This is a genomic window from Embleya sp. NPDC005575 (genome assembly GCF_040605455.1).
In the GTDB taxonomy this organism is placed as follows: Bacteria; Actinomycetota; Actinomycetes; order Streptomycetales; family Streptomycetaceae; genus Embleya.
The window spans coordinates 44,007-67,756 of sequence record NZ_JBEXCV010000031.1 but is presented as its reverse complement, the minus strand read 5'-3'; the positions used below and the strand labels follow the sequence as shown (position 1 = coordinate 67,756).

The window sequence follows — 23,750 nt, the reverse complement described above, 5'->3', positions numbered from 1 at the left end:
TTGTGTTGAGTTGTGTTCAGAGGTGGTCTCATCCGAACTCCCCCGCAGTGCGGCGGGGGGACGAGCGGGGCGGGACGAGTCGACTCGTCCCAGGCATGCGACCGGCACCGCGCTGACCAGCGATGCAACGAGTGGGACGCGTGCAACGGGGACCCTGCCGGAACTCGCCCAAACCTTTGCCCACCCCACCCGCACCCCCAAGGAGCGTCCCTGACCACCATCACCGACACCGCCAGCCCTGCACGAGCGACGGCGTGGGACCGCGCGGCCATCGCCCTGCTTGGCCTCGCCGGGTTCGCCTTGAGCTACGACGCCCTGCGGCAGATGGCTGAGGCCGTCCACGTGCGCGGCGCGCTGAGCTTCCTGTTCCCGCTGCTGATCGACGGGTTCATCGCCTACGGCATCCGCGCGCTGCTGGTCCTGCGGTCGGCGCCGCCAGCGGCGCGGGTGTACGCGTGGCTGCTCTTCGGATCCGCAACCGGCGCGAGCATCTGGGCCAACGCCCTGCACGCGGTCCGCATCAACCAGCAGAGCGACCGGGCCGATCCCGGTCTGCGGCTCGGGGACACCACCGTCGGGGTCCTGTCGACCCTCGCCCCGCTCGCCCTCGCCGGGGCGGTCCACCTGTACATCCTGATCACCCGCCACCAGGACACGCCCGAACCCACCGCCCGACCCCCGCACCCCCCGGTGCGCTCGGTGGTCCCGGTCCCGGTCGCAACTCAACCGGTCGAGATCGACACCGTGTTCGAGCACTCGCGCCCAACGGAATCCGACGGCAATCCGGTGGCCTCCGAACGGAATCCCGCCCGGCCCACCGCACGGCCGGCAGACGAGGGCGTCAGGACGGCGGGTCGCCCTCCGGGGGCGGACATGGACACCCTCCTCGGCCTCGCCCGCCGGGGGGCGCGGGAGGCCGGACGGATCACCCGCCCGATCGTCACCGACGCGATCCGCGTACACGGCCTCCCCCTCGGCAGCGACCGCCTCACCGCCCTGATGCGCGTGCTCCGCGACGAACAGACCCAGCCCATCCCGCCCGAAATCCGCTGAGCACCCGCCCCGCCCGGACGCCCCCGACCGCCTGATTCGCCGTCACCGACCCACGCCCGCCCGGCCGTTCCGGGCGGGCGACCTCTTCGCACTCTGGAGCCACTCACATGGACAACGAACTCCCCTTCTCTGTAACGCAGTTCTCTCTCGGCGGGGCGAGCAAGCAAGGTGTGGGACCGTCCCATGGCCGGTCCCACGCGAGCACGCCTATCCCCGAGGGCGGGGACGGCGCACACGGCCCGCGACGCCGGGGGGCGCCACAGGAGGGGGAACAGCCTCACGCCCACACGCCGCCACGTGTGCCCGTCCAGCCCGCTGCCGTCGCCGACGCTCCGCCGCGCAGTCGCAAGCGCGAGACCATCCAGCGCAAGCCCGTGAGCACTCGCCTGAGCGACGCCGAGAAAGCCGAGATCGCCAGCGCCGCCCGCGCCGCGAGAATCTCGACGGCCAGGTTCATCGCCGAGGCCGCCCTCGCCCGCGCCCGAGACACCACCCACCCGCGCGCGAACGCGGCCGACGACGCGCTCCTGGACGAGTTGGTGCGCGGCCGGACCGAGGTCGTCCGGGTGGGCACCTTGTTCAACCAGGTCGCCCACCGCCTCAACGCCGGTGGCGCCAGTCGGTCGAGTGACGCGGTGCTGGCCGAGGCGGTCACCGCCGGAGTCCGGGCGTGCGCGGCGGTCATCGAACGCTACGAGGCGGCCACCGACCACCGCCTCGGCCGCCAGGCCACCGGATGATCGTCAAGATCGGCAAGGGCACGCGGACGGTCGGTGCCCTGCACTACGTGTTCGGTCCCGGGAAGAAACACAGCCCCCACACCGACCAGCACATCGTGGCCTCCTGGGAGGGCTTCCTCCCCGAGCCCGGACGCTTCGACCCCGACACGCCGGAACACGACGCCGCCCTGACCCGCCTGGCCCGCCTCATGGACGTGCGCGTGGACCAGGCCGGCGCGGACGCACCGCGCGAGCACGTGTGGCACTGCTCGCTCCGTAACCACCCCACCGACCCGATCCTCACCGACGAGCAGTGGGCCCAGGCCGCCCGCCGGGTGGTCGCCGCCGCAGGGATCGCCGCCGAGGGCGACCCCAACGGCTGCCGCTGGATCGCGGTGCGCCATGCGGACGACCACATCCACATCCTCGCCACCCGCATCCAAGCCGACCTGCGCGCCCCCGACACCTTCCGGGACGTCTTCCGCGCCAGCGCCGAATGCGCCCGCATGGAACAGGAATGGGGCCTGGTGAGGGTCGACCGCCCCGACCGCACCGCCGCACGACGACCCACCGCCCCCGAACGCCACAAGGCCCAACGCCGCGGACACACCACCACGATCCGCGAGACCCTGCGCGAGCGCGTACGCACCGCTGTGGCCGCGTCGGCGGACGAGAGCGAGTTCTTCAGCCACCTCGACCAGCTCGAGGTCAAGGTGAAGAAGCGGACCCTGCCCTCCGGTGATCTCGCCGGCTACAGCGTCGCGCTGCCCGACGACACCAACGCCCGGGGCGAACCCGTCTGGTTCGCCGGCGGGACACTCGCCCCCGACCTGTCCCTGCCCAAGGTCCGCGCCCGCTTCCCCACCGGCACCCACCGCGACACCCTCGCCACCGGCCCTTGGCATCGGGCCGCGTCCGCGATCGACGCCGTCCCCGGGCTCCTGCGTCGAGGCGACGACGAGGCGGGGGCGGGGCAACTCTCGGCGCTGGGCGAGGCGTTCTCGGCGATGGTCGTCGTCACCACCGGCCCCACCCGGTTCGAGGTCCGCCGTGCCTCGATCGCGTTCGCACGCGCCACCCGCTCCCGCATCAGGGCCGACCAACGCGCCGGAGACGCACTGCGCTCAGCCGCCCGCGACCTCCTGTGGGCCGGCCGCGGCGAACAGGACGGCGGAGCCACCGCCATGATCCTGTGCACCCTCGTCCTGGCCGCACTCGCCGCCGCCCACTGGCACCGACTCCGCAACCACCACCAACAGGCCGCCGCAGCCCACCAAGCCCTGATCCACCTCCAGGCCGCCTACCGCCACACCACCACGCCACGCCCCACGACCACGCGCGCAACCCGGCCCGGCACCACGCCCCGAGCGCGCGGCCAGGAAACGCCGCCGGCGACGCCCGAAGTCATGGAGGCCCTGCGGCAGGTACTGCCGGAGCACGCCGACCGCATCGTGGCCGACCCCGCCTGGCCCGCCCTGAACACCGCGCTCACCCAGGCCACCCGCACAGGCAAGGCACCGGCGACCGTCCTGCTCGAAGCCGCCGGGCAACGCGAACTCGACACCGCCGCCTCACCCACCGAAGTCCTCACCTGGCGCATCTGCCGCCAACTCCACCGACCCACCCCCCGAGCCCGAGCCGCCACCGCACGCAGCACCTGCACCACCACGCCGACACGACCCGCCGCCGCCACCCCGATCCACCGGCTCCCGCCCACGGAGGAACACCGCCGCAGACGCTGATCGCCCCACCCACCGGTGCGTCTGTGACCTGCGCGAACACGCTCCGAAGTGGGGCACGCAACACCGTGGACTTCCGTCCCCGGTCGGGGGCATGGTGTCGTCCCCGACCGGAAAGGACCCCGTGCACCAACCCCACCCCGACCACCAGCCCGCACTCCCGCAGGCCCCGAACCTGCACCCCATGCCCGCACCCGGTACCTACGACCAGGACAACCTGGCGATGTGCACCGAACACCCCGACGAGCTGCGCGTCACCGGCATCCCCGTCCGCTGCCCCGCCTGCGACGCCCGCCGCGACTGGCTCCTGGTCCACCACCACGGCCATGTGTTCGTGCGCTGCCGCTGCGCGCACCAATGGCACGAACCCGACCTCGACGCCGACGACTTCGACACCCTCACCACCGGACCACCGGACCGGTACTGGCCGACCTACACCGAGGCCCTCACCAGCCTCGGCTTTGATGGGACGTTTGCCGGGATCTACCTCTAACACGCGCGAAACGGCGTCGGATACCTCATCCGGCGCCGTTCCTCTTCGCTGCACTCGTATTCGAAACCCGGGGAGCACTATGGCCGACCTGCACAGCAAGCGCAGCTCAGCCGTCTGAGTTCAGTTCGTTCGTCGAACCTCTCTTGCCCTTCACGCGGGCCATGGCCGCCAGACGGGCCGGGTCGTGGTCGCTGCTGCTGACCCGGGCGCCGTCCTGGCCCAGCACCCGCGCGAGGGCGGACATGCCGTGGCCGCCGACGCCGACCAAGTGCGGGTGGGACAGGTCGACGGACTGCTCGGCCAGGGCCGAGGGCGGGTGGGTCCAAACGCCGGTGTCGCTCACCGATGCCTTCAGGATGTCATCGCGGATCAGGAGATGGGCGGTTGCTGCGGTCGGGTTGTTCGGCGGTCGTGGGGTGGTTGGGAGGAGCGGCGGATCAGCTCGGCGCGCCGTGGGGTGGCAGTGCGCGGATCGCCTCACCCAGGCGGACGAAGGACCCCGCCAGGCTGTAGATCGTTCGGGCGGTGAGGGGATCGCCGCGCAGGACGCTCGCGACGTACGCTCCGTCGCCGCCGAGTTCGGGCAACAGCCCGTGGCGAGTGAGGCGTTGCGCGAGAACGAGTTCGTCGGCGAACCCGGAGATCCGGGCCACGGCCATCTTGGGGCGTTCGAAGGTGGCCGGTCGCAGCCACGCCCACACGTCGGCAGACCGCAGGGTCTCCCACATCGGCAGGTCGACGAGGCCGGTGCGGGTGCGCACGGTGATCGGGTGCAGGATTGCCATCCGATCCCTGCGCGTGCGATCGATCAACGGCCGATGCGGACTGACGACGTTCGCGGCGACCAACCCGGCTTGCGCAAAGCGGTGTTCGCGCAACCGCCGCGACACCACCAGACACAACGCGGCCATCGGAGCGGTTACCGACGCGAGCGCCAACGCGACGGCGTCGACCGCCGTGTCGTTCACCAGCACGTCAGTGCCCCTGAGGGCATCGCGCGTGGGCGTGGACCGGATCAACGCCCGCCGGGGCGCCGATCCGGGGACGCGTTCAACGCCGCCGAAGCTGTGGTGATGGCCTCACGGACCAGGCGGAGCGGGGTGGGGGCACCGCAATCTCGGGGCGGGACGCGCCACACGAGGAAGTCGCGCCCGTCGGACACGAGCGGAGGGAAGGTGATCCACGCGCCCTTGCCGTGGTGTCTGGGGCCGCGCCGGTCCCGCCACGTCGCGCCCTTGGGCGAGACCGGGACGAAGAAGCCCATCCGGCGATAACGACGGTCGTGTAGGACCGGGCCCACCACGACGCCCTGTCGACGCAGACGTTCCAACACACAGGCTCCGAGGACGTCGTCGACCTCGACCACGTCGAAGGTCTCACCGGCCGCGACCAGGCGCGGGGCGTACGGGTTGCCGAGCATGTGATCGGGGCGGGGAAGTGGGCTGTCCATACGGTCACAGTCCTTTGCTCAGGCGCTTCGACAGGATGGTTGGTCCGACCCGGTCGGGTGGGAGGAGCCGCGGGCGGCAAGTACGCGGCGTCCTGCTCATGGACACCGATTCCGAGCGTCTGGGCCTCGGGCACGGGTGGCCAGCGCCCGGGGGTGCGGCACGTCCCGGACCAGGACACGGCGGGTGGTGGGCGCCTTGTTGCCCTCCAGCGCCGAACCAGCCAGCTGCTCAGGTGAGTACCTCGAACCCCGCTACGAACGCCTGGTAGCCACCCTGGCGACGTTCACATCGGAACACGGTCGTCAACGCCTGGGTCAGGAGTAAACCCCGCCCGGACTCGGCTTCGGGATCCTCGGCGGGCGTCGGCAACTGCACCTCTTCCTGCCGGGCCAGCACCGTTACCCAGAAAGTGCCATCGGCGGTGTGTGTGGCCACCAGCACCGCGCTCGTGGGATGCCCGTGCTCAAACACGTTCGCAACCAGCTCGCCCACGACCAGGGCGACATCGTGCGCGTTTGTCCCTACGGCCTTGCCCCGTACCGCCACGTGATCTCGCGCCGCCCGCACGGGCATCGGGCCTTGGAGACGAAGAACGGACGGACGCAAGAGGGCGTCGATAGGCACAGCTGTCCCCTGACTTGTGGGGTGCGGGCTAGTGATTTCGTCACCCAAAGTGATCTTGTAGGCGCTTTGGGTCGCTCATACAGACCGTCCCAAACTCTCAATGGGACGTCAATGAGAATCTCAGAGAAATTGCGAGATGTCCCTCGAACGGGGAAGGGTGCGGCACAATGAGCCCCAAGGAGGCAGCCATGCCGGTCAATTCGGGGTCCGTGCTGCAACGCCGCAGGTTGGGCACGGAACTGAAGCGGATTCGCAAGGAGAAGGACCTGACGCTCGACCAGGTCCACACGCAGAGTCGGATCACGCGCAGCCGACTGAGCAGGATCGAGAACGGTCATGCCGAAGCTTCAGCAGAAGACCTTGAACTCCTGTGCGCCATCTACGAGATCGACACGAGTGAACGCGGCCAGCTCGAACAGTACGCACGCGACGGACAGCCCAGAACCAGGAATTGGTGGACGCGCTACAGCGATGTCCTGAGCGCCGGCTACACCGAGTACATCGCCTGGGAAAATGAGGCCGTTCGCTACCTGGAGTACATGCCGCTCGGCGTCCCGGGCCTGTTGCAGACGCGGGACTACGCCCGAGCCATGCACACCGGCGGATACTTCGGGTTCGGTGAGATGCAGGTCGACGACCTCGTCGATGTCCGCATGCAGCGGCAGAGGCGCCTCGACGGCCCCGAGCCCCTCGCCGTCGAAGCCTTCGTGAACGAAGCGGCGCTGCACATCCAGCTCGGCGGGCGGGCCGTCCTCCATGGCCAACTCGCTCACCTGCGCGAGATGATGAGGCGACCGAACGTTACCCTGCACATCATCCCGAACACGGCCAGCACCATGGTGATCACGTCCAACGGCATTACCGTGTTGGAGTTCCCCGATGACGACCCAGACGTGACCTTCTTCGATGTCGTGGGCTCGACGCTGCTCCGAGAAGATCCCAGGGACGCCAGACGTGCGCGCCGAATCTTCGGCAGGCTAACCGACGAGGCGCTGACGCCCGAGGGGGCGGACGCGCTCCTCTCCAGCAGAATGAAAGAGACGAAGTGAACAACCAGAACCACGGCCGTGCCACGCCCCCACCTGTTTCGGCGTGGCGCAAGTCCAGCCATTCCGGCGAGGGCAACGCGTGCGTCGAGACTGCCCCGCTCGGCTCGGCGGTTGGCGTCCGCGACAGCAAGGTGACGGACGGCCCGGTGCAGACCTACGACGTGTCTGCCTGGAGCGCACTGACCGAGGCCCTGAAACTCGCCTGAATCGGCGCCGTCGAACCGGCGAAGGCCCCCCTCGGGGGGTCTTTCGCGTACGGAGCGCACGACAGCCTCATGCCGAGTCGGACCAACCTCCATGCAAGCGAAGCAACGAACCGTCCGCGGCACACATTCCGCCATGCCGACGTTGGCGAACCCGTGAATGACGAACTCTGTGGGTCGGCGTCAAACGGAACCCCGCCCCCCTGCGAGAGCGCGTGACTCCTGTGACTCATGTGATGCGCGATCTTTCGGCCAACTTCTCATCGAGATCCCGAAGCAACCCCACGATCGTGACCGCCGGTCTACGCTCGGCGATCAGATTGACGCAGAAGGCGACAAGGATCGGACTTCGAGCAACGGGGGCGTAGCGGCATGGATGCAGGCTCGCTCGATTCGAGAACTCCAGGAACGTGGCGATGTCGGCGCGCCGCCAGACCCCGGTCAACTCCTTGAGTATTGGCCTGGTCGAAGACGCGAACTCCCATACCGTCGCGGGATATCCGGCCAGGGTGAGCACTCGCGCTGGTGACGTGCTTGTGCTGCACGTCGCAACAACAGCACGGCGCTTCCGAGCTGATTTTCACCGTGCCGGACACCAAGCCCCGCCGATGGCAAGTGTGGTCTGGGCTGGTGAGAGGGCGGAGCCTCGTCGCTACGACGAGGACTGGCAGTGGCCCCGTTTCGACTTCTCAGTCCCCTCCGACTGGCCGTCGGGTGTCTACATCGTGGTGCTCACCCCGGAGCCAGGGGCCCGGCCGCCGACAGTAGAGCACCTTGGCGGCCCTGCCCTGGACGCACGCACCGCTCGGCTCCTCGTGCTGGTCACGCCCTCAGGCCCGCGCAACGCCGACGTGCTGTACAAGGTCCCGATCCTCACCTATCACGCCTACAACCTGAGCGGTGGCGGCAGCCTGTACGGCCCCGACGGCGACCCTCAGGGAACCGCCCAGGGCGGAGGCATAGCCCGAGTGAACCTGCGGCGGCCGGGCGGTGGGGTCGGAGGCCCGGTCAAGGGCATGCCCGACGCGCACGATCTCGCCACGCCTCGCCAGACATTCGCGCACTGGGACGCCCCGTTCATCGCATGGCTCGAATCCAACGGCATCGCCTGCGACTTCTGCACAGACCTCGACCTCCACGAGGGCCGTCACCTGGACGACGGCTACCGCCTACTGCTTTCGGCCGGCCACGACGAGTACTGGACCGACGAGATCCGCCGGAACACCGAGACCTTCCGCGACGCCGGAGGGAACATCGCGAACTTCGGTGCCAACACCTGCTGGTGGCGCATCCGCATCGCGGAGGACGACGCTACGGTCTGCTGCGAGAAATACCCGCCGCTCTCGACCGGCGGCGATCCCGATGGTCTGCGGTACGCCCCCGACAAGTGGTGGGAGACCGAACCGGAGAACTCCCTTACCGGCGTCAGCTACCGCAACGGCGGAGGCCACTGGAGCGGCATCCGCGCACCGATCGGCTACACCGTCCAGCACACCGACCACTGGGCCTTTGCTGGCACGGGCATGGCCGACGGCGACGTCCTGGGAGCCGAGCACGCGATCGTCGGGTACGAGTGTGACGGCGCGCGCTTCGATCGAGACCCGACAGGTCGCGCCCGACCCACCGGAAGCGACGGGACACCCACCGATTTCACGATCCTCGGCATCGCGGAACTGCCCCAAGGAGCTTCCCAGGGATGGGAGTTCAGTGCCCGCGATGACTCATACCCGCCGCGCGCCGCAACGTTCGGGCTGTACACCCGCGGCGGCACGGTCTTCACCGCAGCAACCACCGACTGGTCCCGAGCCCTGATGCACGACCGGCGCGTTGCGACCGTCACCCGGAACGTCATCACCCGCTTGTCCCGCGACCAAAGGAACTGACCTTGCGCGTGCTGATCGGTGTCAACGGCATTGGCATGGGGCACGGCGTTCGACAGGGTGAGCTTGCCTCCCTTCTGCGTTCACGGGGCCACGACGTACAGATCGTGACCAGCGGCGGCGCCGTGACGTACTTCCGTGACCTCGGGTTCACCACATGGGAGGGATGGCTGCCGCGACTCATAGGCACCCCCGCACGCATTCCCGTGCGAGCCAGCATCGCCGCGAACTACCGCCAGATGCCCGCCGGCGTACGCCGGTACGCCTTCATCCGCGATCAGTTACGCAAGACCGGCGTCCCGGACGTGTTCGTCACCGACTACGAGCCCAACAGCGCCTGGCTGGCGTACGGATTCGGTCGCCCAGTGATCTCGGTCGACCAGCAAAGCAAGTACCGCCACCTCGACCTGCCTCCGTTGGGGACCTACCGCCGGGCGGCGGAACGTCAACGCCTACGCGTGTTCATGCCGCGCGTGCAGCGATCGTTCGTGTGTTCGTTCATGCCGATGCACTCGTCCCGATCCGCAGTGGACGTGATACCCCCGATCCTGACCAAGTCCATCCGCACGGCCACGCCGGCGGACAGCACGCTGTCAGTCGCGTACTTCTCCCGATACTTCGAGCACGGCCCGCAGCGCGCGGCCCGCGCCCTTGCGGACTTCTTCCGCACCAGCGCTCCGGAAAGCCGATTGCGGATCTACATCCGCCGGGAGGACTTCGCCGCCGTACGCCCCTACAGCGAGGCCAACGTCGAGGTCCGAATTTTCGATCGAGAACGGTTCCTCAGCGATCTGATGGCATGTCAGGCGGTGTTCTGCAACGCGGGATTCAACCTGATAGCAGAGGCGTTCGCTCTCGGCAAACCGTGTTATCTGGTCCCTCTTCCCACCTATGACCAGCATTGGTGCGCCCACACCGTGAACCGTCGTGGCTTCGGCGAGGGGGCGGCGACCATCGAGCCGGGCCGCGTTGCGGAGTTCCTGGGACGACGCGCGGAGTACGCGGTTCGAATCAACGCGGAGCTGGCAGAGTTCCTCGCCGAGGATCCCGTGGAACGAATCGCCACGCACCTGGAGAGCCTCGCATCCAGTCGCCGAGCGTTCTCCATGGGGCGATAGGCATTGCTCACGCCTACATGGTCCGACGCCGAAGCCGCCCAGGCCCTGACTCTTGCGGTCTCCCTGGCCTGCTACCGCTTCGGGGTCTCCCCGTTAGTTCGCGCGCTGGCCGGCGCATGGGGCCCCGGAAGAGCGCGGAAGGCCACACGGAGCACCGCCGCCGTGCTCTTCGTCGTGCTGCCGACCATCGTCGAACCGGCTGCGGGCATGAGCGACGCCGGGCCGATGAACCTCGCGGTCCTGGCCGTCGTCGCCCTGCTGACCTGGCGCTGGTGGACGCTGGACTACGACGTGACGCACCCCCGACGGCGCCAAGTACTCGCGCGGGCCGCGTTGGTGGTGAGCGCCGCAGCCGGTGTGCTCTACCTGCCGGCGCTGTTGTGCTGGCTGGCCATCGCATGCCGGTACTTCGACGGGTGGCAGCACCACGCGATGATGCCGATCCGCCTGGTCAAGGCTTCACTCGCGTGGTGCGCCACCGGCTTGCTGATCGGCGCGGCCCACGCGTGGACAGCCGTCACCGTGACCACCTCACCCGACGCCATCGTCATGCTGCTGGGCTGCGTGGCGCTGTCCCACTACGTCAAACCGGCCTGGAGCAAGGCCAGGCTGGGGAAGCACTGCTGGGACTGGGCATGGCACAACCGCACGCACTACTTGGCGGGATCGGCGTACGCGTGGGGCTGGGCACGATTCGTACCCGCACGCTCCGCCCGTCGCGTGCTGGTTGTGCTGGCGCGGCTGGACCGCCCAATGAACATAGCGACGATGCTCGTCGAAAGCGCCGGTCTGATCGCCTTCCTTGATCCGCGGCTGCTGATCGCCTGCCTGGTGGCCACCGCCGGTTTCAACCTCGTGATCGCCCTCGCGTCGGGCATCTTCTTCTGGGAGAACATCGCCGCGAACCTCCTCCTGGCCGCCGCACTGATCCACGCAGACCTGCCGGCGACGCCGCTCTTCGGGGTGGCAGGAGCCGCCACAGCTGCGGTGATCGTGCTCCTGGCTTGCGCGGATATGGTCTGGCAGCCCTTCCACCTCGGCTGGTGGGACGCGCCGTTCACCGCCCGTGTGCACTGGGAAGTCGAGACTACGAACGGCCGCAGCTACGGCCTGTACAACGACTTCATGTGCCCGTACGAGCGCGAATACGGGCGCGTCCACGGCTACTTCCTCACGGACGAGCCCGTCCTGCACGGACACCTCGGCATCGTCTGGGACCGTGACCTACGCGATCACATCGCCGCATCCGGCGGAGACGCCACGACCATGCGCGAGCTCAAGCACCGATACGGCCACGTCCAGGCGGACGCGCAACAAGTCGAGGACCACACTCGCTACCTGACCTCGATGTTCACGGCACTCAACCACGGCGCCCACAAGAGCCCGCTTCCTCGACGACTGCGTTGGCTCAAAGCGCCCGGAGGCCAGCTCTTCCACTGGGGCGACCTCCCACGCTATCGAGGCCGAGAGCCGGTCCAGCGCATCGTGATCCGCTACCAAGAGCGCTTCCACCACCCGCACACGCACCGGCTCGAAGTGCTCACCGACGTCGTGCTGCACGAGCTGGAGATTCCGCCACCACAGGTACCGCCCATGAAGAAGGAGAAGTATGCGCCAAGCCCTCATCGACTGCGGCGCCAATCTCGGCGCCATCCTGAAGACGTTCATCGACCAACACCCGGATCGCGACTTCTACGCGTTCGAACCCAACGCTGACCTGCACACGTCCATCCACGATCACATAAGGGACTCAGGCCACCCACGAGTGACCGTGTCCGACCGAGCGGTGTGGACGCACGACGGCACGATCGACTTGTTCCTCGGCCACCACGAAAGTTCGACGCTCCTGCCGGGCAAGTGGGTGCCTCCGGTATACGACAACGACCAGCAGATCGACTACACCAAGCCGGTCGTCGTCCCCTGTCTGAACTTCAGCAACTGGCTCGGGAAGACCTTCGCCACCGGTGACGACCTCATCGTCAAGATGGACATCGAAGGCGCCGAATACCCGGTCCTACGCAAGATGCTTGCGGACGACACCCTCCGCCTCGTCTCCGTGCTCTACATCGAATGGCACTACGACCGGTTCTCGTGGATGACGCGCGACGAGCACGAGGAGCTGTACGCCGCGGTGTCCGCCCAGGTCGACGTCCGGGAGTGGGATTGACCCCGCCCCAGGAGCACCACGAGCGACAGCGCTACATCTACGTCGTTCGCCACGGCCAGACCGAGGAAAACGAACGCGGCCTGCACCAGGGCCAAGGCATCGGCGGTCAACTCAGCACGCAGGGCGCCAGGGACACGCACGAGCTGGGACCGCGCCTGGCCGGGATCGCCTTCGACAGCCTGTACGTCAGCCCGGCCGCCCGCTGCCAAGCCACCGCCGAGATCCTGCGGGAGTACCTGGCCGCCATCCCGGACGTCAGGACCGACAAGCGCCTCGATGCGAAGAACAGCGGCCACCTCGCGGGCCGCCCCCGCGAACTCGCCGCAGCGGAAGCGGCCCGAGCGGGTGTACCGATCCACCGCCATCGCGTGCCGGGCGGGGAAACGAGCGAGGAGGTGCAGGCCCGCTACGTCGCGCTGTGGGACGACCTCTGCGGCGGCCCCGCGCGACGAGTCCTGCTTGTGGGCCACGGAGGCGGGATCGCCTGCCTGCTCCTGCACTTGGCGCGGCGCCTGTTCTCGGACTACCTCGACCACGTGCCGGGCTCCGCCGCGCTGAGCCTGCTGCGGGTTCCGGAAACGACGTCGCGCGGCGAGATCGTTCTGATGAACGTCTCGCCGCGCGAGGTGGGCAGCGAACTGCCGGTGTAGGCGAACCGCGGGGGCGGACCGGATTGGCGGCCTGCCCGCTCCCGCGGTTCAGTCTTCGGAGGGCGCGCCGAAGCGCTCACGCCAGATGGCGACATCCTCATCGGCAATCTTACGGAACAACACCGGCGGAACCTCAAATCCGATGCCGGCGGCGACCTTGTCGAGCTGCTTCAGCTCGTCGGCGACCGGCCAGACGCGCCGGGCGTCGTCGTCGAGTTCGAAGATGCCCTGGATGGTCGCGGCGCTGGCGGGGATCACCGGCTCGGAGATGACGCCGAACAGGTGGATCAGGTTCATCGCGGTTCGGAGCGTGAGCGCGGCGGCCTCCGGGTCGGTCTTGACCTCGGTCCACGGCGCCTTGAACTCCAGGTAGACGTTCGCCGCGCTCCACAGGGCCCGCAGCGCCTGGGCAGCCTTGCGGTACTGGTTCGCTTCCAGGTGCTCCTGGTACTCGGCGAGCAGTTCCACCACCTGGGCGCCCAGGTCGGCTTCGGCCTGACCGGGCGTGCCGCCCGCAGGCACCTGGCCGCCGAACTTCTTGTTACTGAAGGCCAGCACCCGGTTGACGAAGTTGCCGAGGGTGTCGGCCAGGTCCTTGTTGACCTGGGCGGAAAACAGCTCCCACGAAAAGCTCGTGTCATCCGACTCGGGCGCGTTGGCGATGAGGAAGTACCGCCAGTAGTCCGCCGGCAGGATCTCCAGCGCGGCGTCCATGAAGATGCCGTAGCGACGGCTGGTGGAGAACTTGCCGCCGTAGTAGTTCAGCCAGTTGAAGCCCTTGATGAAGTCCGCGAGCTTCCACGGTTCATCCGTCCCCATGATCGTGGCCGGGAACGTGATGGTGTGGAACGGGATGTTGTCCTTGGCCATGAACTGGACGTACTGAACATCCGAGGCATCCCGCCACCACGATTCCCAGTCCCGCTCGCCCTCGGGGGCCTGGTCGGCCCACTCCTTGGTCGCGGCGATGTACTCGATCGGGGCATCGAACCAGACGTAGTAGACCTTGTCCTCGAAGCCCTCGCGGGCCACCGGGACACCCCAGGAGAGGTCGCGCGTGATGCCGCGGTCCTCCAAGCCCTCGTTCAGCCACTTCAGCGCGATCGAGGTGGTCAACGTCGGCCAACCCTCGCGGGTCTCGATCCACTCCCGCAGACGCGGCGCGAGCTGCGACTGCCGGAAGAACAGGTGCTTGCTGTCCCGGACTTCGAGATCGTGGCTGCCGCTGATCGCGGACCGAGGATCGATGAGCTGCGTGGGGTCGAGCAGGCGGGTGCAGTTCTCGCACTGGTCACCGCGCGCCGCGTCGTACCCGCAGTGCGGGCAGGTGCCGATCACGTAGCGGTCGGGCAGGAAGCGCTCGTCCGCACGCGAGTACACCTGCTTGACCACGCGCTCCTCGATCAGCCCCTGCTCGGCGAGCCGGTTGCCGAAGTGCTGCGTCAGCTCGCGGTTCTGCACGGAGGAGCTGCGGCCGAAGTGGTCGAAGGAGAGCTCGAAGCCCGCGTAGATCTGCGCCTGCAGGTCGTGCTGCTGCGCGCAGAACTCGGCGACCGACAGCCCCGCGTCCTTGGCCGCGAGCTCGGCCGGGGTCCCGTGCTCGTCCGTCGCACAGACGTACAGCACCTCGTGCCCACGCTGGCGCAGGTACCGCGCGTACACGTCGGCGGGCAACATGGAGCCGACGAGATTGCCGAGGTGCTTGATCCCGTTGATGTACGGGAGGGCGCTCGTGATGAGGTATCTCGCCATGCGATGCACTACTCCATGAAGAGGTTGCGGGTCGGCCGTGGACCCACAAGCGCGTGCGGCGACTACAACGAGGGCCAGCGGTAACAGAAAGCTAGCACAGCGTCGAGCCCCGCCCAGATGAATACCGAAAGCCACCGAGTCGACACGCAGAGGTCAGGAAGCAGGGTCCGTCAGTCGGCGTCTCGAGGGGTGGCTTCCCCGATTACATGGTACGGGCCGCTGGCGCGCACATTCGCGGTCCATCCAAGCGCCACCAACGCGGCCGTCAGCTCCTGCGGCTCGTGAAGGACCTTCACCGCACGATGCACCGTCCCGTCGACCAGCTCACGGCGCACGATGGTCGGGTCAGGGCCCGGCAGCGGCGTCTCAATCTCGGCCTTCCGGGGCCCATCGTCCACGAACACGACGCGACCACCCGGCTTCAGCGCCTGGCGAAGCATGGCCCAGAACGCTGCAAAGTGGCTCCTCGGAACGTGGGTGAGCCAGAAGGCGAAGAACACCGTGTCGTACCGACGGAGCGGGACCCACTGAAAGACGTCGGCCTCAACGAAGGTGACCGACGCATCGGCCATCCGCTCCCGCGCGACAGCCAGCATCTCCGGTGCCGCATCGAGGGCTGTCAGGGTGCTCGCTCGGTCGACCAGGTAGCGCGTCCATTGCCCAGTCCCGCAGGCCAGCTCCAAGACGTCACCGTCGATGGCGGAACCCGCAACCTCGCTCCACAAAAACTCAAGGCCCATGCGCTGTGCGTAGGCAACGTCGTAGTCACCCGCTCGGGCCCGGTAGTAGGCGACCTGCTCACGCAGAACTTCATTCACGGCATCGCGGCCTTCCACAAGATGTTCAGGTCAAGCTGAGCTCCCCCGTTGTGTGGGAGGGGCAGTTCAGCACACACGGCCTTCAGCTCAGCGGTATTGCCGCTGAGCTGAGGGCCGTTATTGGTGCGCTCAGGTCATGCACCAACCAGAGTCGCAGGTAGCGTCCTTGTCCTCGTCATTGGCGCCAGCCGCAGGGATCGCCAGGGGAAGAGGCCGTCCATAGCGCGTGAGGAAAGCAGGATCGCGTCCGAGATCGCGTCGGCGGGCGTTGAGTGTCTCCTCCAACTGCACTGCACGTGCGAACACTTCGGGCTCTTCGATCCGCTGCCGCCTCCAGGCGTCGACAGTGCGAAGCGGGCAGAAGAAGCAGGAGCTCTTGGGCGGCTCAGGGAGCCCAGCGCGCTCAATGATCTCCAGGCAGTCGGCACGTCGCAGCCCGAGGTCGAGCAACGGGTATTCGATCACCTCATACGCCTCGCACCTACGACGGTTGGCGCGGTGAATCTCGTCCACAGAGATACCGATGCCGACCGTTGCTGGATCGCTCTTGGTAGCGCCTGCGCCACGGAGCCACCGTCCGACAACCTTGATCTTGAAGTCCGCCGTGCAGGACCTACGACCAGGCGCGCCATTGGCCATGCGTACCGGGATCGGGATGGAACGGGTAGCGGGTCGATTGAGACGTTGCCAAAGGGTCTCGGTGGTTCCATCGCGGCGCCGGCGATCCAGGATGCGCAGGTCGAGCCCGGCCTTGGCTGCGTACGGAGCTGCGACCTCGCGGAGGTACTTGAGGGTGCCGGGGTTCTCGCTGTCGTCACCGACGTTGGCAAACAAGAACGTTCGATAGTCGATCTTGCCGTCGGCAGCCAATGCGAGGAGGGCCGTCGACTGCACTCCGCCACCGTAAGAAATGACCTTCACGAGCTGGCTCCCCGTGCACAGCCTGTGGATGACGCGCCGCTAGCGCGGGTAGATGCCGGCGCCTGACAGATACTGCGTGACATGAGGGGCCCCCTGGTGAGAGTCTGAACTCGACATGAGAGATTCTATTGATAGAATTGCTATCGTCAACTGTTTCTCCCACTAAGGGTGCCAATGCAGACGTACGAGCATGTGCTGCGCCGACGTTCGCCAGCGTGCCTCTACCGCTTCGGCCGGATCACCGTGGTGTGGCCCTCGGAGAGCACCTCGCCGAGGAAGGCGACAGCCTCGGCGTGCTCAGCGGACGTGAAACTCTGCGCCGCTGGCAGAGACTTCTTGGGCGGTCGGGGCTCCAATGCCACCTTGCGGCCCCGCGGCTTTTGCGGCGTCCGCTCACCGGCCTTCAGCCGCTCAACCTCCTCCGCAACAAGAGCCGCCCCACGCTCGTGCGCGTCCGTTACGACCGTATCGAGCAACCAGAGCGGCGACCGGGAGAGCAGGAGGTCGGCCTCGGCGATCTGTCTACGGTGTCGCCGACGAGACACGGTCTGCCTATCAACACCTAGCACCTGAGCGACCTCCTGGATCCCCAGGATGACGGGTAGCAGCTCACGGTCGTCGACGCGGTAGCCACCCGGGATGCTCGCTTGGTAGTGCTTGAGGCGTTGCTCGGCGACCTGCCGGCCCGCATGGCCGTCGAGTCGGAGGACGGTGTTCAGCAACCAGTAGGGGTTGCCGGACGCGACAAGGTCGGGCTGGCCCAGTGTTCCGTCGACGCGCCACTTCGCCGAGGTCTGACGTTTGACGCCGAACAGCTCGGCGATCTCGGCGTGGCCAAGCAGGTAGGGGATCCGCGCTACTGCCATGTCCCGGTACCTTCTCCGCCTTGCGCACCACGTCGAAGCCCTGGTTGGTGGGGCGCCATTAAGATATCGCGCTGCCCGGGCTGTGCTGAGCCTTGGTGGCGGGCGGAGATCCCGGAGCGTGGTCCGCCAGAGCATCGAGGCCTCGCAGACCACCCTCTGCGGTGAGGTGGCTCCCTCTAGGTGAGTTCCTTGCCCTGACGAATCTCCCAGGGGCCGACGGGCACGAGGTGGACCTCATCGAAGTAGCCCAGCCACGCTGCGATCGTCTCGACTGCGCGCTGCGCCTGCTCAGCCGTGAAGTCTCCTGTTGCGGCCAGGTCCGCCTGCGCGTCGCCCAGGTTCATCCGCCCGGCTGCCGTCAGGGCGTGCAGTTCGGGCATCGCGCGGAGGCGGGCAAGGACTGCTGAACCGAACGCCTGCTCGTCGAACCCGGGACCGATGTCGAGGTGCGCAAGATCGCGGAGTACGCCGGCGAGCACGTCGCTACCGATGTGGCGGTGGCGTCCGTTGTAGACACGGTAGAGCCGTTCCGGGTTTCGGGTCTCCGGAAGCCAGCGTGCCGGCTGCCTGTCCTGGCCTGGTACGAGGACGCGGGGGCTGTCCTCGTCGCTATGCATGAGGCTCGCCTGCTCGCGTAACTGCTCGGCCAGTTGCACCGTCCCGGGCACCGCGGCGCCCTCGATCGCATCAAGTACCCGCTGCACTTCGGGATGGGCCACGTCGGCCTCCACAAGGAGCTCGACGTTGGCTGCCGGAACTCGACCGGTGGCCTTGCCAGTGAGGTTGGCGGACCCCACGAGACAACGGTCGTCGGCCACGTACAGCTTTGCGTGCAGGTTGTGGCAGAGCAGGACGACCGCGCGGCCGTCCTGCTCTGCCAGTTCGGCGATCTCCGGGTCGGATACGCCAGCGGCGACCTCGGGTACGGACCAGCGGGTGATGCACGTGATCTTCTGGACTCCGGCGGGTATCGCGTCAAGCGCAGCCCGGAAGGTCTCCTTCTTGATGAAGGGCGCTACCAGGATGACGCTGTTGGTCGCCGTGCCCAGGAGCTGTTCGATCTGGCGCCAGACGTGGTCGGTCGTCACTCGTCGTCCTCGTCGTCGGCATCGCTGGCTCCGAGAAATTCGCTGGCGAGGCGGCCCCAGTCCTGCCGCATCTTCTTGGCGCGCTCGCGCGGCTTCTCCGGCTGCTCGTCCTCAAACCGGGCCCAGGAAATCAGCAGAAGTTTGAAAGCACCGGCTGCAGCGGTGAGGCGTTCAGCGAGCTCCTCGCGGCTCGCACCCTCGATGTCCCCGTCGAGGACAGCAATCAGGTCGTTGTAGACCGGGTGGTCCATATTGAGGGCGACCTGGAGCATGCCGGGGATGTATTCGACACTAAAGAAGGCGGGGGAGTCGGGATTGCGGCTGGTCAGGAGCCGGACATGCTTGCCCTGCGACATTGTTTCTTCGATGATGCGCTGGGCGTCGGCCGGGGTGTAGCGGTGCGTTTCGACCAGGCTCTCGTACTGGAGCTGCTTGCTCTCCTCTTCGGTGCTCTCCTCAGCGAGCTGGTCGGTCAGGCTCGGCCGGCTCTCTGCTCGTCGGCGCTTGACTGCAGTCTCGGCCTGGACTTCGACCACCTCGTGGCGCTTGCGGCTCGTACCTGTGCCCTGCGTCTGGTCTTCCAGGTCGGAGCGCAGCTTGCCGAGGAGCTTCTCGCGAATGTGGTAGACGATCTCGATGAGGGGAAGGCGCGGATTTCCCTCCTCGCGCAATGCCTCCCGGAATTCGTCCCATGACAGGCCGGCCGCCTCCTCTCGCCAGTTGAAGTGGGCGAGGCTGGAGAAGATCGTTGCGGACTGCTTGTTGTTGGTGACTCCGAAGACCTCGTCGAGGCCTGGCGGGAAGTCGATCTCCACCCCCCACCAACGTTCACGCGTGTCATAGGAGTTGATCCACCCGGTATCGAGATCCAGTTCCCGGTCTGCGCGTATGAGGGAGATTCCCTGATTCCGAGCTGCGTGCTTGCCCCACGGGGTGTCACCAGGCTTGAGGCTGGTCGGCACGTTCGGAGGCCACGCCTCACCTGCGATGTCGGTGCGGCGGGCGGACTGAACGGCGATCGAAGACCGGACGAAGACGGGGTACTCCTCCCCATCCACGCCCTTGACCACGAACCGCTCGACACCAACCTGGCCAACGTTTCCGGCGCCGTGAGCACGAAACATCGGCTTGCCATCGAAGGGGTGCGGAGTGGCACTCGGCGCCATGAGGTACAACGGGTCGTTGGGGCGGGTGTCCCGGACGCCGGGCAGCTGGACCCAGCCGCGTACCGGGACAAGCTTGATCCGCTTGCCCTTCATGATCAGCCGTCGGTAAATACGACCGATCAAGCTCTCGGTGTTGGCGATAGTGGCCTCGGCACCGCGCCACTGGACCCGCTCAAGAGCGGTCCACTGCACCAGGGTGCCGGACGTGCCGAGACCTTCGGAGAGAGCCTGCCACTCGTCGGGCACAGCGTCCAGCTTGGGCTCGGGGACCTCCTCAAGCCCCTGAGAGATCTCCTGGAGGTCGAGGTAGGTATGGAGAGCGTTCTGGGGGCCGTTGGTCCAGGACCAGACGTCGACCCGGTCGCACTGCGAGATGCTGGAGTTCGGTAGGCCGACACCGAAGCGGCCGATCCCCTTGCGATCCCCACGAGTACCAGCCCCGAAGCGCAGTGACTGCCGCAGGGTCTCGGGATCCATGCCGGAGCCGTTGTCGAGGACCGCGATCTTCTCGACACGGTAGCGGGCCCGATGGGAGGGGCGGTCCATCGACTCGACGACGAAGAGTTCGACAAGGTCAGCCTTGGCTTCAAGGCCGTTGTCGATGAGTTCGGCAATGGCATGGGCCGTCGACTTGTAGCCGCTGTCCTGCAGGGCTTTGACCGTCAGATCGGATGTGACGATCGAGTACTTGGATGTCACCGGGTGTTCCACACGTCCTCCCAGTTGGTGAATGCTTCCGCCACGTCTCCGAAGCCCGGGAGCGCGGGATCGACGACCGTGACGATGTCGCAGGTGGCGGTTCCGCCCGCCTTAGGTCCACGGATGACCCGACCCACCATCTGGCTGTAGAGGACCAGAGACCGGGTGGGGCGGGCGATGACCACGGCACTTGCAGCAGGAGCATCGAAACCTGTGGTCAGGACGCCGAAGTTTGATAGAACCATCGGCCGAGTGCCAGGCCCCTTGAAGCGGGCGATGACCCGGTCTCGGTGTCGCGGCGAGGACTCGGCAGTTACTTGATCGGCATCGAGACCGAAGACGGAGAGAATCGCAACAAGCAGGCGGCTGTGCTCGACGGATGCAGCAAAGAGGAGGATCCGCCGGTGTCGCTCGCTGAGGTCGAGCACGGTATCGACGACCTGCAAGTTCCACTGCACGCTCTCTGCGAGCTTCGTCATCAATTCGTCGGGGATGTCGAACGAGGCGGCGAGGGCCTGTTTGTCCCGGGTACTGAGGAGCATGCCTGAGTCAGCGGCTACGGTGCGGAAGTTCGACCGAGCGAGGTAACCCTGTTCGATCAGGGCCGTAACGGGGCTGTCGTATCCGTCGATCTTCAGCATGACCTTCTGGCGTGCGAAGAAGTCGGACAGCCGCTCATCCTCGTCGATGTCGGCCCATGTCCGTCCAGGGGTCGCCGTCATCCCCAACAAACTTGAGTCGCTACGCAGTGTGAGAGCGTCGACGACTCTGCGGTAGGTCGGGGCGATCGCCTGATGGGCTTCGTCGAAGGTGGTGAGAGTGGTGCGCACGCCGAGGCGGTCGAGGAACGTCGGGTCGGCGTTTGCTGCGGCGTTGGCCTTGTCGAGGCCCAGGACGATGAGGCCGTCCTCAATCGCCGTGAGGTCGGTCGGCGCGTCTCCCCACATCCGGGCCACGGTCACCTCACGGTTGCCGAGTGAGGCCCATGCCTTTTCGAACTCGAGTGCCGCTTGCTCCAGTAGTTCTCGTCCCCTGGCCAGCCACACCACGACGGTCGGCTCGTGCCGGCGCAGGTGGTCGCTGATGAGATTCATGGCTGTGCGTGTCTTGCCGACACCAGTGGGCAGGTGCAGCAGGACCCTGCGCTCTCCGGAGTAAAGCATGCGCTGGACACTGTTGGCCGCGAGTCGCTGATGGGGGAACATCCCGTACAGCGGCGCAGTGGCGCTGCGGAAGGAGACCGGTAGCTCGGGGGCACGGTCGACGACGAGGCCCAGGAAGCCGAGAAGGGTGCGCTGCTGTTCGGTGGTCCACGGCAGGGCCGCGAGGAGGGTGCCGGAGCTCGTGGAGTGGTCGACACCGAGGCGGCTAGCGAGTTCTGCGAGCTTTTCCTCGGGCAAGAACCGCAAGAGCTGCGTGCGCTCCTCGGGGTCGCCGATGAGTCGCTCCGGAGAAACAGCCGAGGCTGCGACCAGGCGCAGCTTCTCGTCTGCGTCTTCTCCCTTGTGCAGAAGGTCCAGCAGGTCACAGGCATGCTGGCCGAGAAGACCCCGCACGTACGAAAGAGGCGCGCTGTTCAGCACGGATGCGAAGGCAATACCTGGAGATCCGGTCACGACACGTATCGCCCTGTCTGCGTCTGCACACCGCGACTTGCTTCTCCAGCTCCCACCCTCAGCCCCTGTCCATTCGCCCGCCCCTTGGCACAGCGGCACGCGACCAGCTCGCCCCTCACTCTGAGATCAGACCCTAGACCCGTCAGCCAAGGTCCGGCCCCCGAACCTCTGGGCTCTACTGCGAGTTCTGGTCGACTCGGCAAACCACTCAGGTCACACTTGCCCGAACTACCGGTTTCCGCAAGGGAATTCGCATCGCTACGAGGCACATCCCATCCAAGGGAACATTTGTTTTATTTCGGTCATTGGGAGTCATTGCCGGGGGCTGAAGTTCATGCCTCGCCTTCGTTTGTCCTTCGCTCCGGCTAGGATCTCCTTACTACTGGTGGAGGGTTTCGTACCGGACGAGATTCGCCGCCAGTTGATGAAGAGCGGCTAGAATAGAGCGAAACGGGGTGAACTGTGACGTTTCAGTCACCTAGCTCGGATCCGGCCTACCTCGACTACAACGCCACCGCGCCGGCACGACCAGAAGCCCTCAAGGCAGCGGTCGAGGCCATGAGCGCCGTCGGCAACGCTTCTAGCACCCATCGCTCCGGCCGTGACGCGGCCGACCGCGTCGATCTGGCGCGCCGGCAGGTAGCTGAACTCTTGAACTGCTCCCACGGCGAGATCGTTTTCACCTCCGGGGCCACAGAAGCCAACAACCTGGCCCTGCGGGCAGCATTCGAGATCGGTGGTCGACTGGTCACGAGCACGGTCGAGCATCCGGCGGTTTTGGAGACTGCCAAGGCCATCACCTTTGGCAGCCCCGGATCCCTGATGCTGTTGCGCGTCGATGAGGACGGCCTGGTCGACCTGGATGCCCTCCGCGCGAGTCTGACCACCGGTGAAGTGGCAGTCGTGTCGCTGATGGCAGCCAACAACGAGACTGGGGTAATCACCGAACTCGAACCTATCGTCGAGGCTTCCCACCGCGCGGGAGCGCTCGTCCACACGGACGCCACGCAACTCATCGGCCGGCTCCCGATCGACCTCGCGGAGACGGACGTAGACCTCCTCTCCCTGTCCGCCCATAAGTTCGGCGGCCCGCAGGGGGTCGGCGCCCTGTTCGTACGCCGCGGTATCGCCTTGCCGTACCGCCCGTTGCTCTTTGGTGGCGGACAGGAGCGAGGCTGGCGGGCCGGAACACACAACGTGGCGGGCATCGCAGGCGCGGGTGCCGCCGCCGAGGCCGCCCGGCGGGCTCTGGCCACGGAGATTCCCCGAATCGAACAGCTGCGTGACGCACTGGAGGAGTCGCTCGTTGGGCAGGTCGGCGATTGCCGGATCAACGGCGCGCTCAGCATGCGGCTGCCTGGAGTCACCAGCATTACGTTCCACGGTGCGCCAGCGGATGCGGTGCTCGCCGCGATGCCGGACGTGGCGGCGTCAGAGGGGAGCGCTTGCTCCTCTGGCGCGCCTAGCCCGAGCCACGTGCTCCTCGCCATGGGACGCAGTCGGGAAGAGGCTGACTCCACACTCCGTTTCTCTCTCGGGTACGCCACGACCACGCTCGACATCGAGCGCGCTGCTGCGTCGGCGGCACGAGCCGTCCGGCAGGTGCGAGCAGCGCTGACGGCCCCCATGTAGCAAGGCCTGCACTAACACCATCCACGCTTTGACGGACACGGAGAAA

23 protein-coding genes are annotated in these 23,750 nt (G+C 67.2%); 12 read left to right on the top strand and 11 right to left on the bottom strand.

The features are described 5' to 3' along the window. The first annotated feature begins 324 nt into the window (after positions 1–324). From ABZS54_RS13805 to ABZS54_RS13790, 4 genes are all read left to right on the top strand, one after another. On the top strand, positions 325–1,053 hold the full coding sequence (locus ABZS54_RS13805; RefSeq protein ID WP_355534437.1) for a DUF2637 domain-containing protein: 729 nt from the start codon (positions 325–327) through the stop codon (positions 1,051–1,053). Between the two features lie 299 nt (positions 1,054–1,352). Continuing rightward, complete coding sequence (locus ABZS54_RS13800) at positions 1,353–1,793, top strand: hypothetical protein (protein WP_355534435.1); 441 nt, start codon at positions 1,353–1,355, stop codon at positions 1,791–1,793. Next, complete coding sequence (locus ABZS54_RS13795; RefSeq protein WP_355534433.1) at positions 1,790–3,514, top strand: relaxase/mobilization nuclease domain-containing protein; 1,725 nt, start codon at positions 1,790–1,792, stop codon at positions 3,512–3,514. Before ABZS54_RS13800 ends, ABZS54_RS13795 begins: the two co-directional genes overlap by 4 nt. 181 nt (positions 3,515–3,695) lie before the next feature. After that, a complete protein-coding gene (locus ABZS54_RS13790; RefSeq protein ID WP_355534431.1) occupies positions 3,696–4,004 on the top strand; it encodes a hypothetical protein in 309 nt (102 codons plus the stop codon). 106 nt (positions 4,005–4,110) lie between these two features. On the opposite strand, the gene ABZS54_RS13785 is transcribed toward ABZS54_RS13790, so the two are convergent. The 4 genes from ABZS54_RS13785 to ABZS54_RS13770 all read right to left on the bottom strand — a co-directional run bounded on the left by ABZS54_RS13785 (position 4,111) and on the right by ABZS54_RS13770 (position 6,028). Further along, positions 4,111–4,347 (bottom strand): Mur ligase domain-containing protein, encoded by a 237-nt coding sequence (locus ABZS54_RS13785; RefSeq protein ID WP_355534429.1) that lies wholly within the window; start codon positions 4,345–4,347, stop codon positions 4,111–4,113. Between the two features lie 94 nt (positions 4,348–4,441). After that, entirely contained in the window at positions 4,442–4,978 is a 537-nt protein-coding gene (locus ABZS54_RS13780) for a hypothetical protein (protein ID WP_355534427.1), read from the bottom strand. A 41-nt stretch (positions 4,979–5,019) separates the two neighbouring features. Then, on the bottom strand, positions 5,020–5,454 hold the full coding sequence (locus ABZS54_RS13775; RefSeq protein WP_355534425.1) for a hypothetical protein: 435 nt from the start codon (positions 5,452–5,454) through the stop codon (positions 5,020–5,022). A 229-nt stretch (positions 5,455–5,683) separates the two neighbouring features. Next, complete coding sequence (locus ABZS54_RS13770) at positions 5,684–6,028, bottom strand: ATP-binding protein (protein WP_355534443.1); 345 nt, start codon at positions 6,026–6,028, stop codon at positions 5,684–5,686. Positions 6,029–6,246: 218 nt separating this feature from the next. Between ABZS54_RS13770 and ABZS54_RS13765 the strand changes: the two genes are divergently transcribed. From ABZS54_RS13765 to ABZS54_RS13735, 7 genes are all read left to right on the top strand, one after another. Then, positions 6,247–7,128: a helix-turn-helix transcriptional regulator gene (locus tag ABZS54_RS13765; protein ID WP_355534423.1), complete on the top strand. Its 882-nt coding sequence runs from the start codon at positions 6,247–6,249 to the stop codon at positions 7,126–7,128. Continuing rightward, positions 7,125–7,334 carry a DUF397 domain-containing protein gene (locus tag ABZS54_RS13760; RefSeq protein WP_355534421.1) on the top strand — a complete coding sequence of 70 codons (210 nt, stop codon included), beginning with the start codon at positions 7,125–7,127 and terminating at the stop codon, positions 7,332–7,334. Before ABZS54_RS13765 ends, ABZS54_RS13760 begins: the two co-directional genes overlap by 4 nt. A 413-nt stretch (positions 7,335–7,747) precedes the next feature. Beyond that, positions 7,748–9,214 (top strand): N,N-dimethylformamidase beta subunit family domain-containing protein, encoded by a 1,467-nt coding sequence (locus ABZS54_RS13755; RefSeq protein WP_355534420.1) that lies wholly within the window; start codon positions 7,748–7,750, stop codon positions 9,212–9,214. An 8-nt stretch (positions 9,215–9,222) separates the two neighbouring features. Then, complete coding sequence (locus tag ABZS54_RS13750) at positions 9,223–10,329, top strand: glycosyltransferase family protein (RefSeq protein ID WP_355534441.1); 1,107 nt, start codon at positions 9,223–9,225, stop codon at positions 10,327–10,329. Positions 10,330–10,491: 162 nt separating this feature from the next. Next, complete coding sequence (locus ABZS54_RS13745) at positions 10,492–12,045, top strand: hypothetical protein (protein WP_355534418.1); 1,554 nt, start codon at positions 10,492–10,494, stop codon at positions 12,043–12,045. Then, a complete protein-coding gene (locus ABZS54_RS13740) occupies positions 11,939–12,496 on the top strand; it encodes an FkbM family methyltransferase (protein WP_355534416.1) in 558 nt (185 codons plus the stop codon). The genes ABZS54_RS13745 and ABZS54_RS13740 overlap by 107 nt, the downstream gene beginning before the upstream one ends. Then, entirely contained in the window at positions 12,493–13,146 is a 654-nt protein-coding gene (locus ABZS54_RS13735) for a histidine phosphatase family protein (RefSeq protein WP_355534414.1), read from the top strand. Before ABZS54_RS13740 ends, ABZS54_RS13735 begins: the two co-directional genes overlap by 4 nt. Before the next feature lie 48 nt (positions 13,147–13,194). On the opposite strand, the gene metG is transcribed toward ABZS54_RS13735, so the two are convergent. From metG to ABZS54_RS13700, 7 genes are all read right to left on the bottom strand, one after another. Beyond that, entirely contained in the window at positions 13,195–14,898 is a 1,704-nt protein-coding gene (gene metG / locus ABZS54_RS13730; protein WP_355534412.1) for a methionine--tRNA ligase, read from the bottom strand. Positions 14,899–15,068: 170 nt separating this feature from the next. Next, on the bottom strand, positions 15,069–15,716 hold the full coding sequence (locus ABZS54_RS13725) for a class I SAM-dependent methyltransferase (protein WP_355534410.1): 648 nt from the start codon (positions 15,714–15,716) through the stop codon (positions 15,069–15,071). Between the two features lie 129 nt (positions 15,717–15,845). Then, positions 15,846–16,637, bottom strand: coding sequence for a phosphoadenosine phosphosulfate reductase (locus tag ABZS54_RS13720; RefSeq protein ID WP_355534409.1), 792 nt, complete (start codon positions 16,635–16,637; stop codon positions 15,846–15,848). A 221-nt stretch (positions 16,638–16,858) separates the two neighbouring features. Beyond that, positions 16,859–17,503: a hypothetical protein gene (locus tag ABZS54_RS13715; RefSeq protein ID WP_355534407.1), complete on the bottom strand. Its 645-nt coding sequence runs from the start codon at positions 17,501–17,503 to the stop codon at positions 16,859–16,861. Between the two features lie 176 nt (positions 17,504–17,679). Continuing rightward, the gene (locus ABZS54_RS13710; protein WP_355534405.1) at positions 17,680–18,591 is read right to left on the bottom strand and encodes a phospholipase D family protein; all 912 of its coding nucleotides are present in this window, start codon (positions 18,589–18,591) and stop codon (positions 17,680–17,682) included. Then, positions 18,588–20,456, bottom strand: coding sequence for an ATP-binding protein (locus ABZS54_RS13705; RefSeq protein WP_355534403.1), 1,869 nt, complete (start codon positions 20,454–20,456; stop codon positions 18,588–18,590). Before ABZS54_RS13705 ends, ABZS54_RS13710 begins: the two co-directional genes overlap by 4 nt. Continuing rightward, complete coding sequence (locus tag ABZS54_RS13700) at positions 20,453–22,039, bottom strand: DEAD/DEAH box helicase family protein (protein ID WP_355534401.1); 1,587 nt, start codon at positions 22,037–22,039, stop codon at positions 20,453–20,455. The genes ABZS54_RS13705 and ABZS54_RS13700 overlap by 4 nt, the downstream gene beginning before the upstream one ends. 495 nt (positions 22,040–22,534) lie before the next feature. Here ABZS54_RS13700 and ABZS54_RS13695 point away from each other — a divergent pair, with 495 nt between their 5' ends. Then, on the top strand, positions 22,535–23,704 hold the full coding sequence (locus tag ABZS54_RS13695; RefSeq protein WP_355534400.1) for a cysteine desulfurase family protein: 1,170 nt from the start codon (positions 22,535–22,537) through the stop codon (positions 23,702–23,704). Positions 23,705–23,750 lie beyond the last annotated feature (46 nt).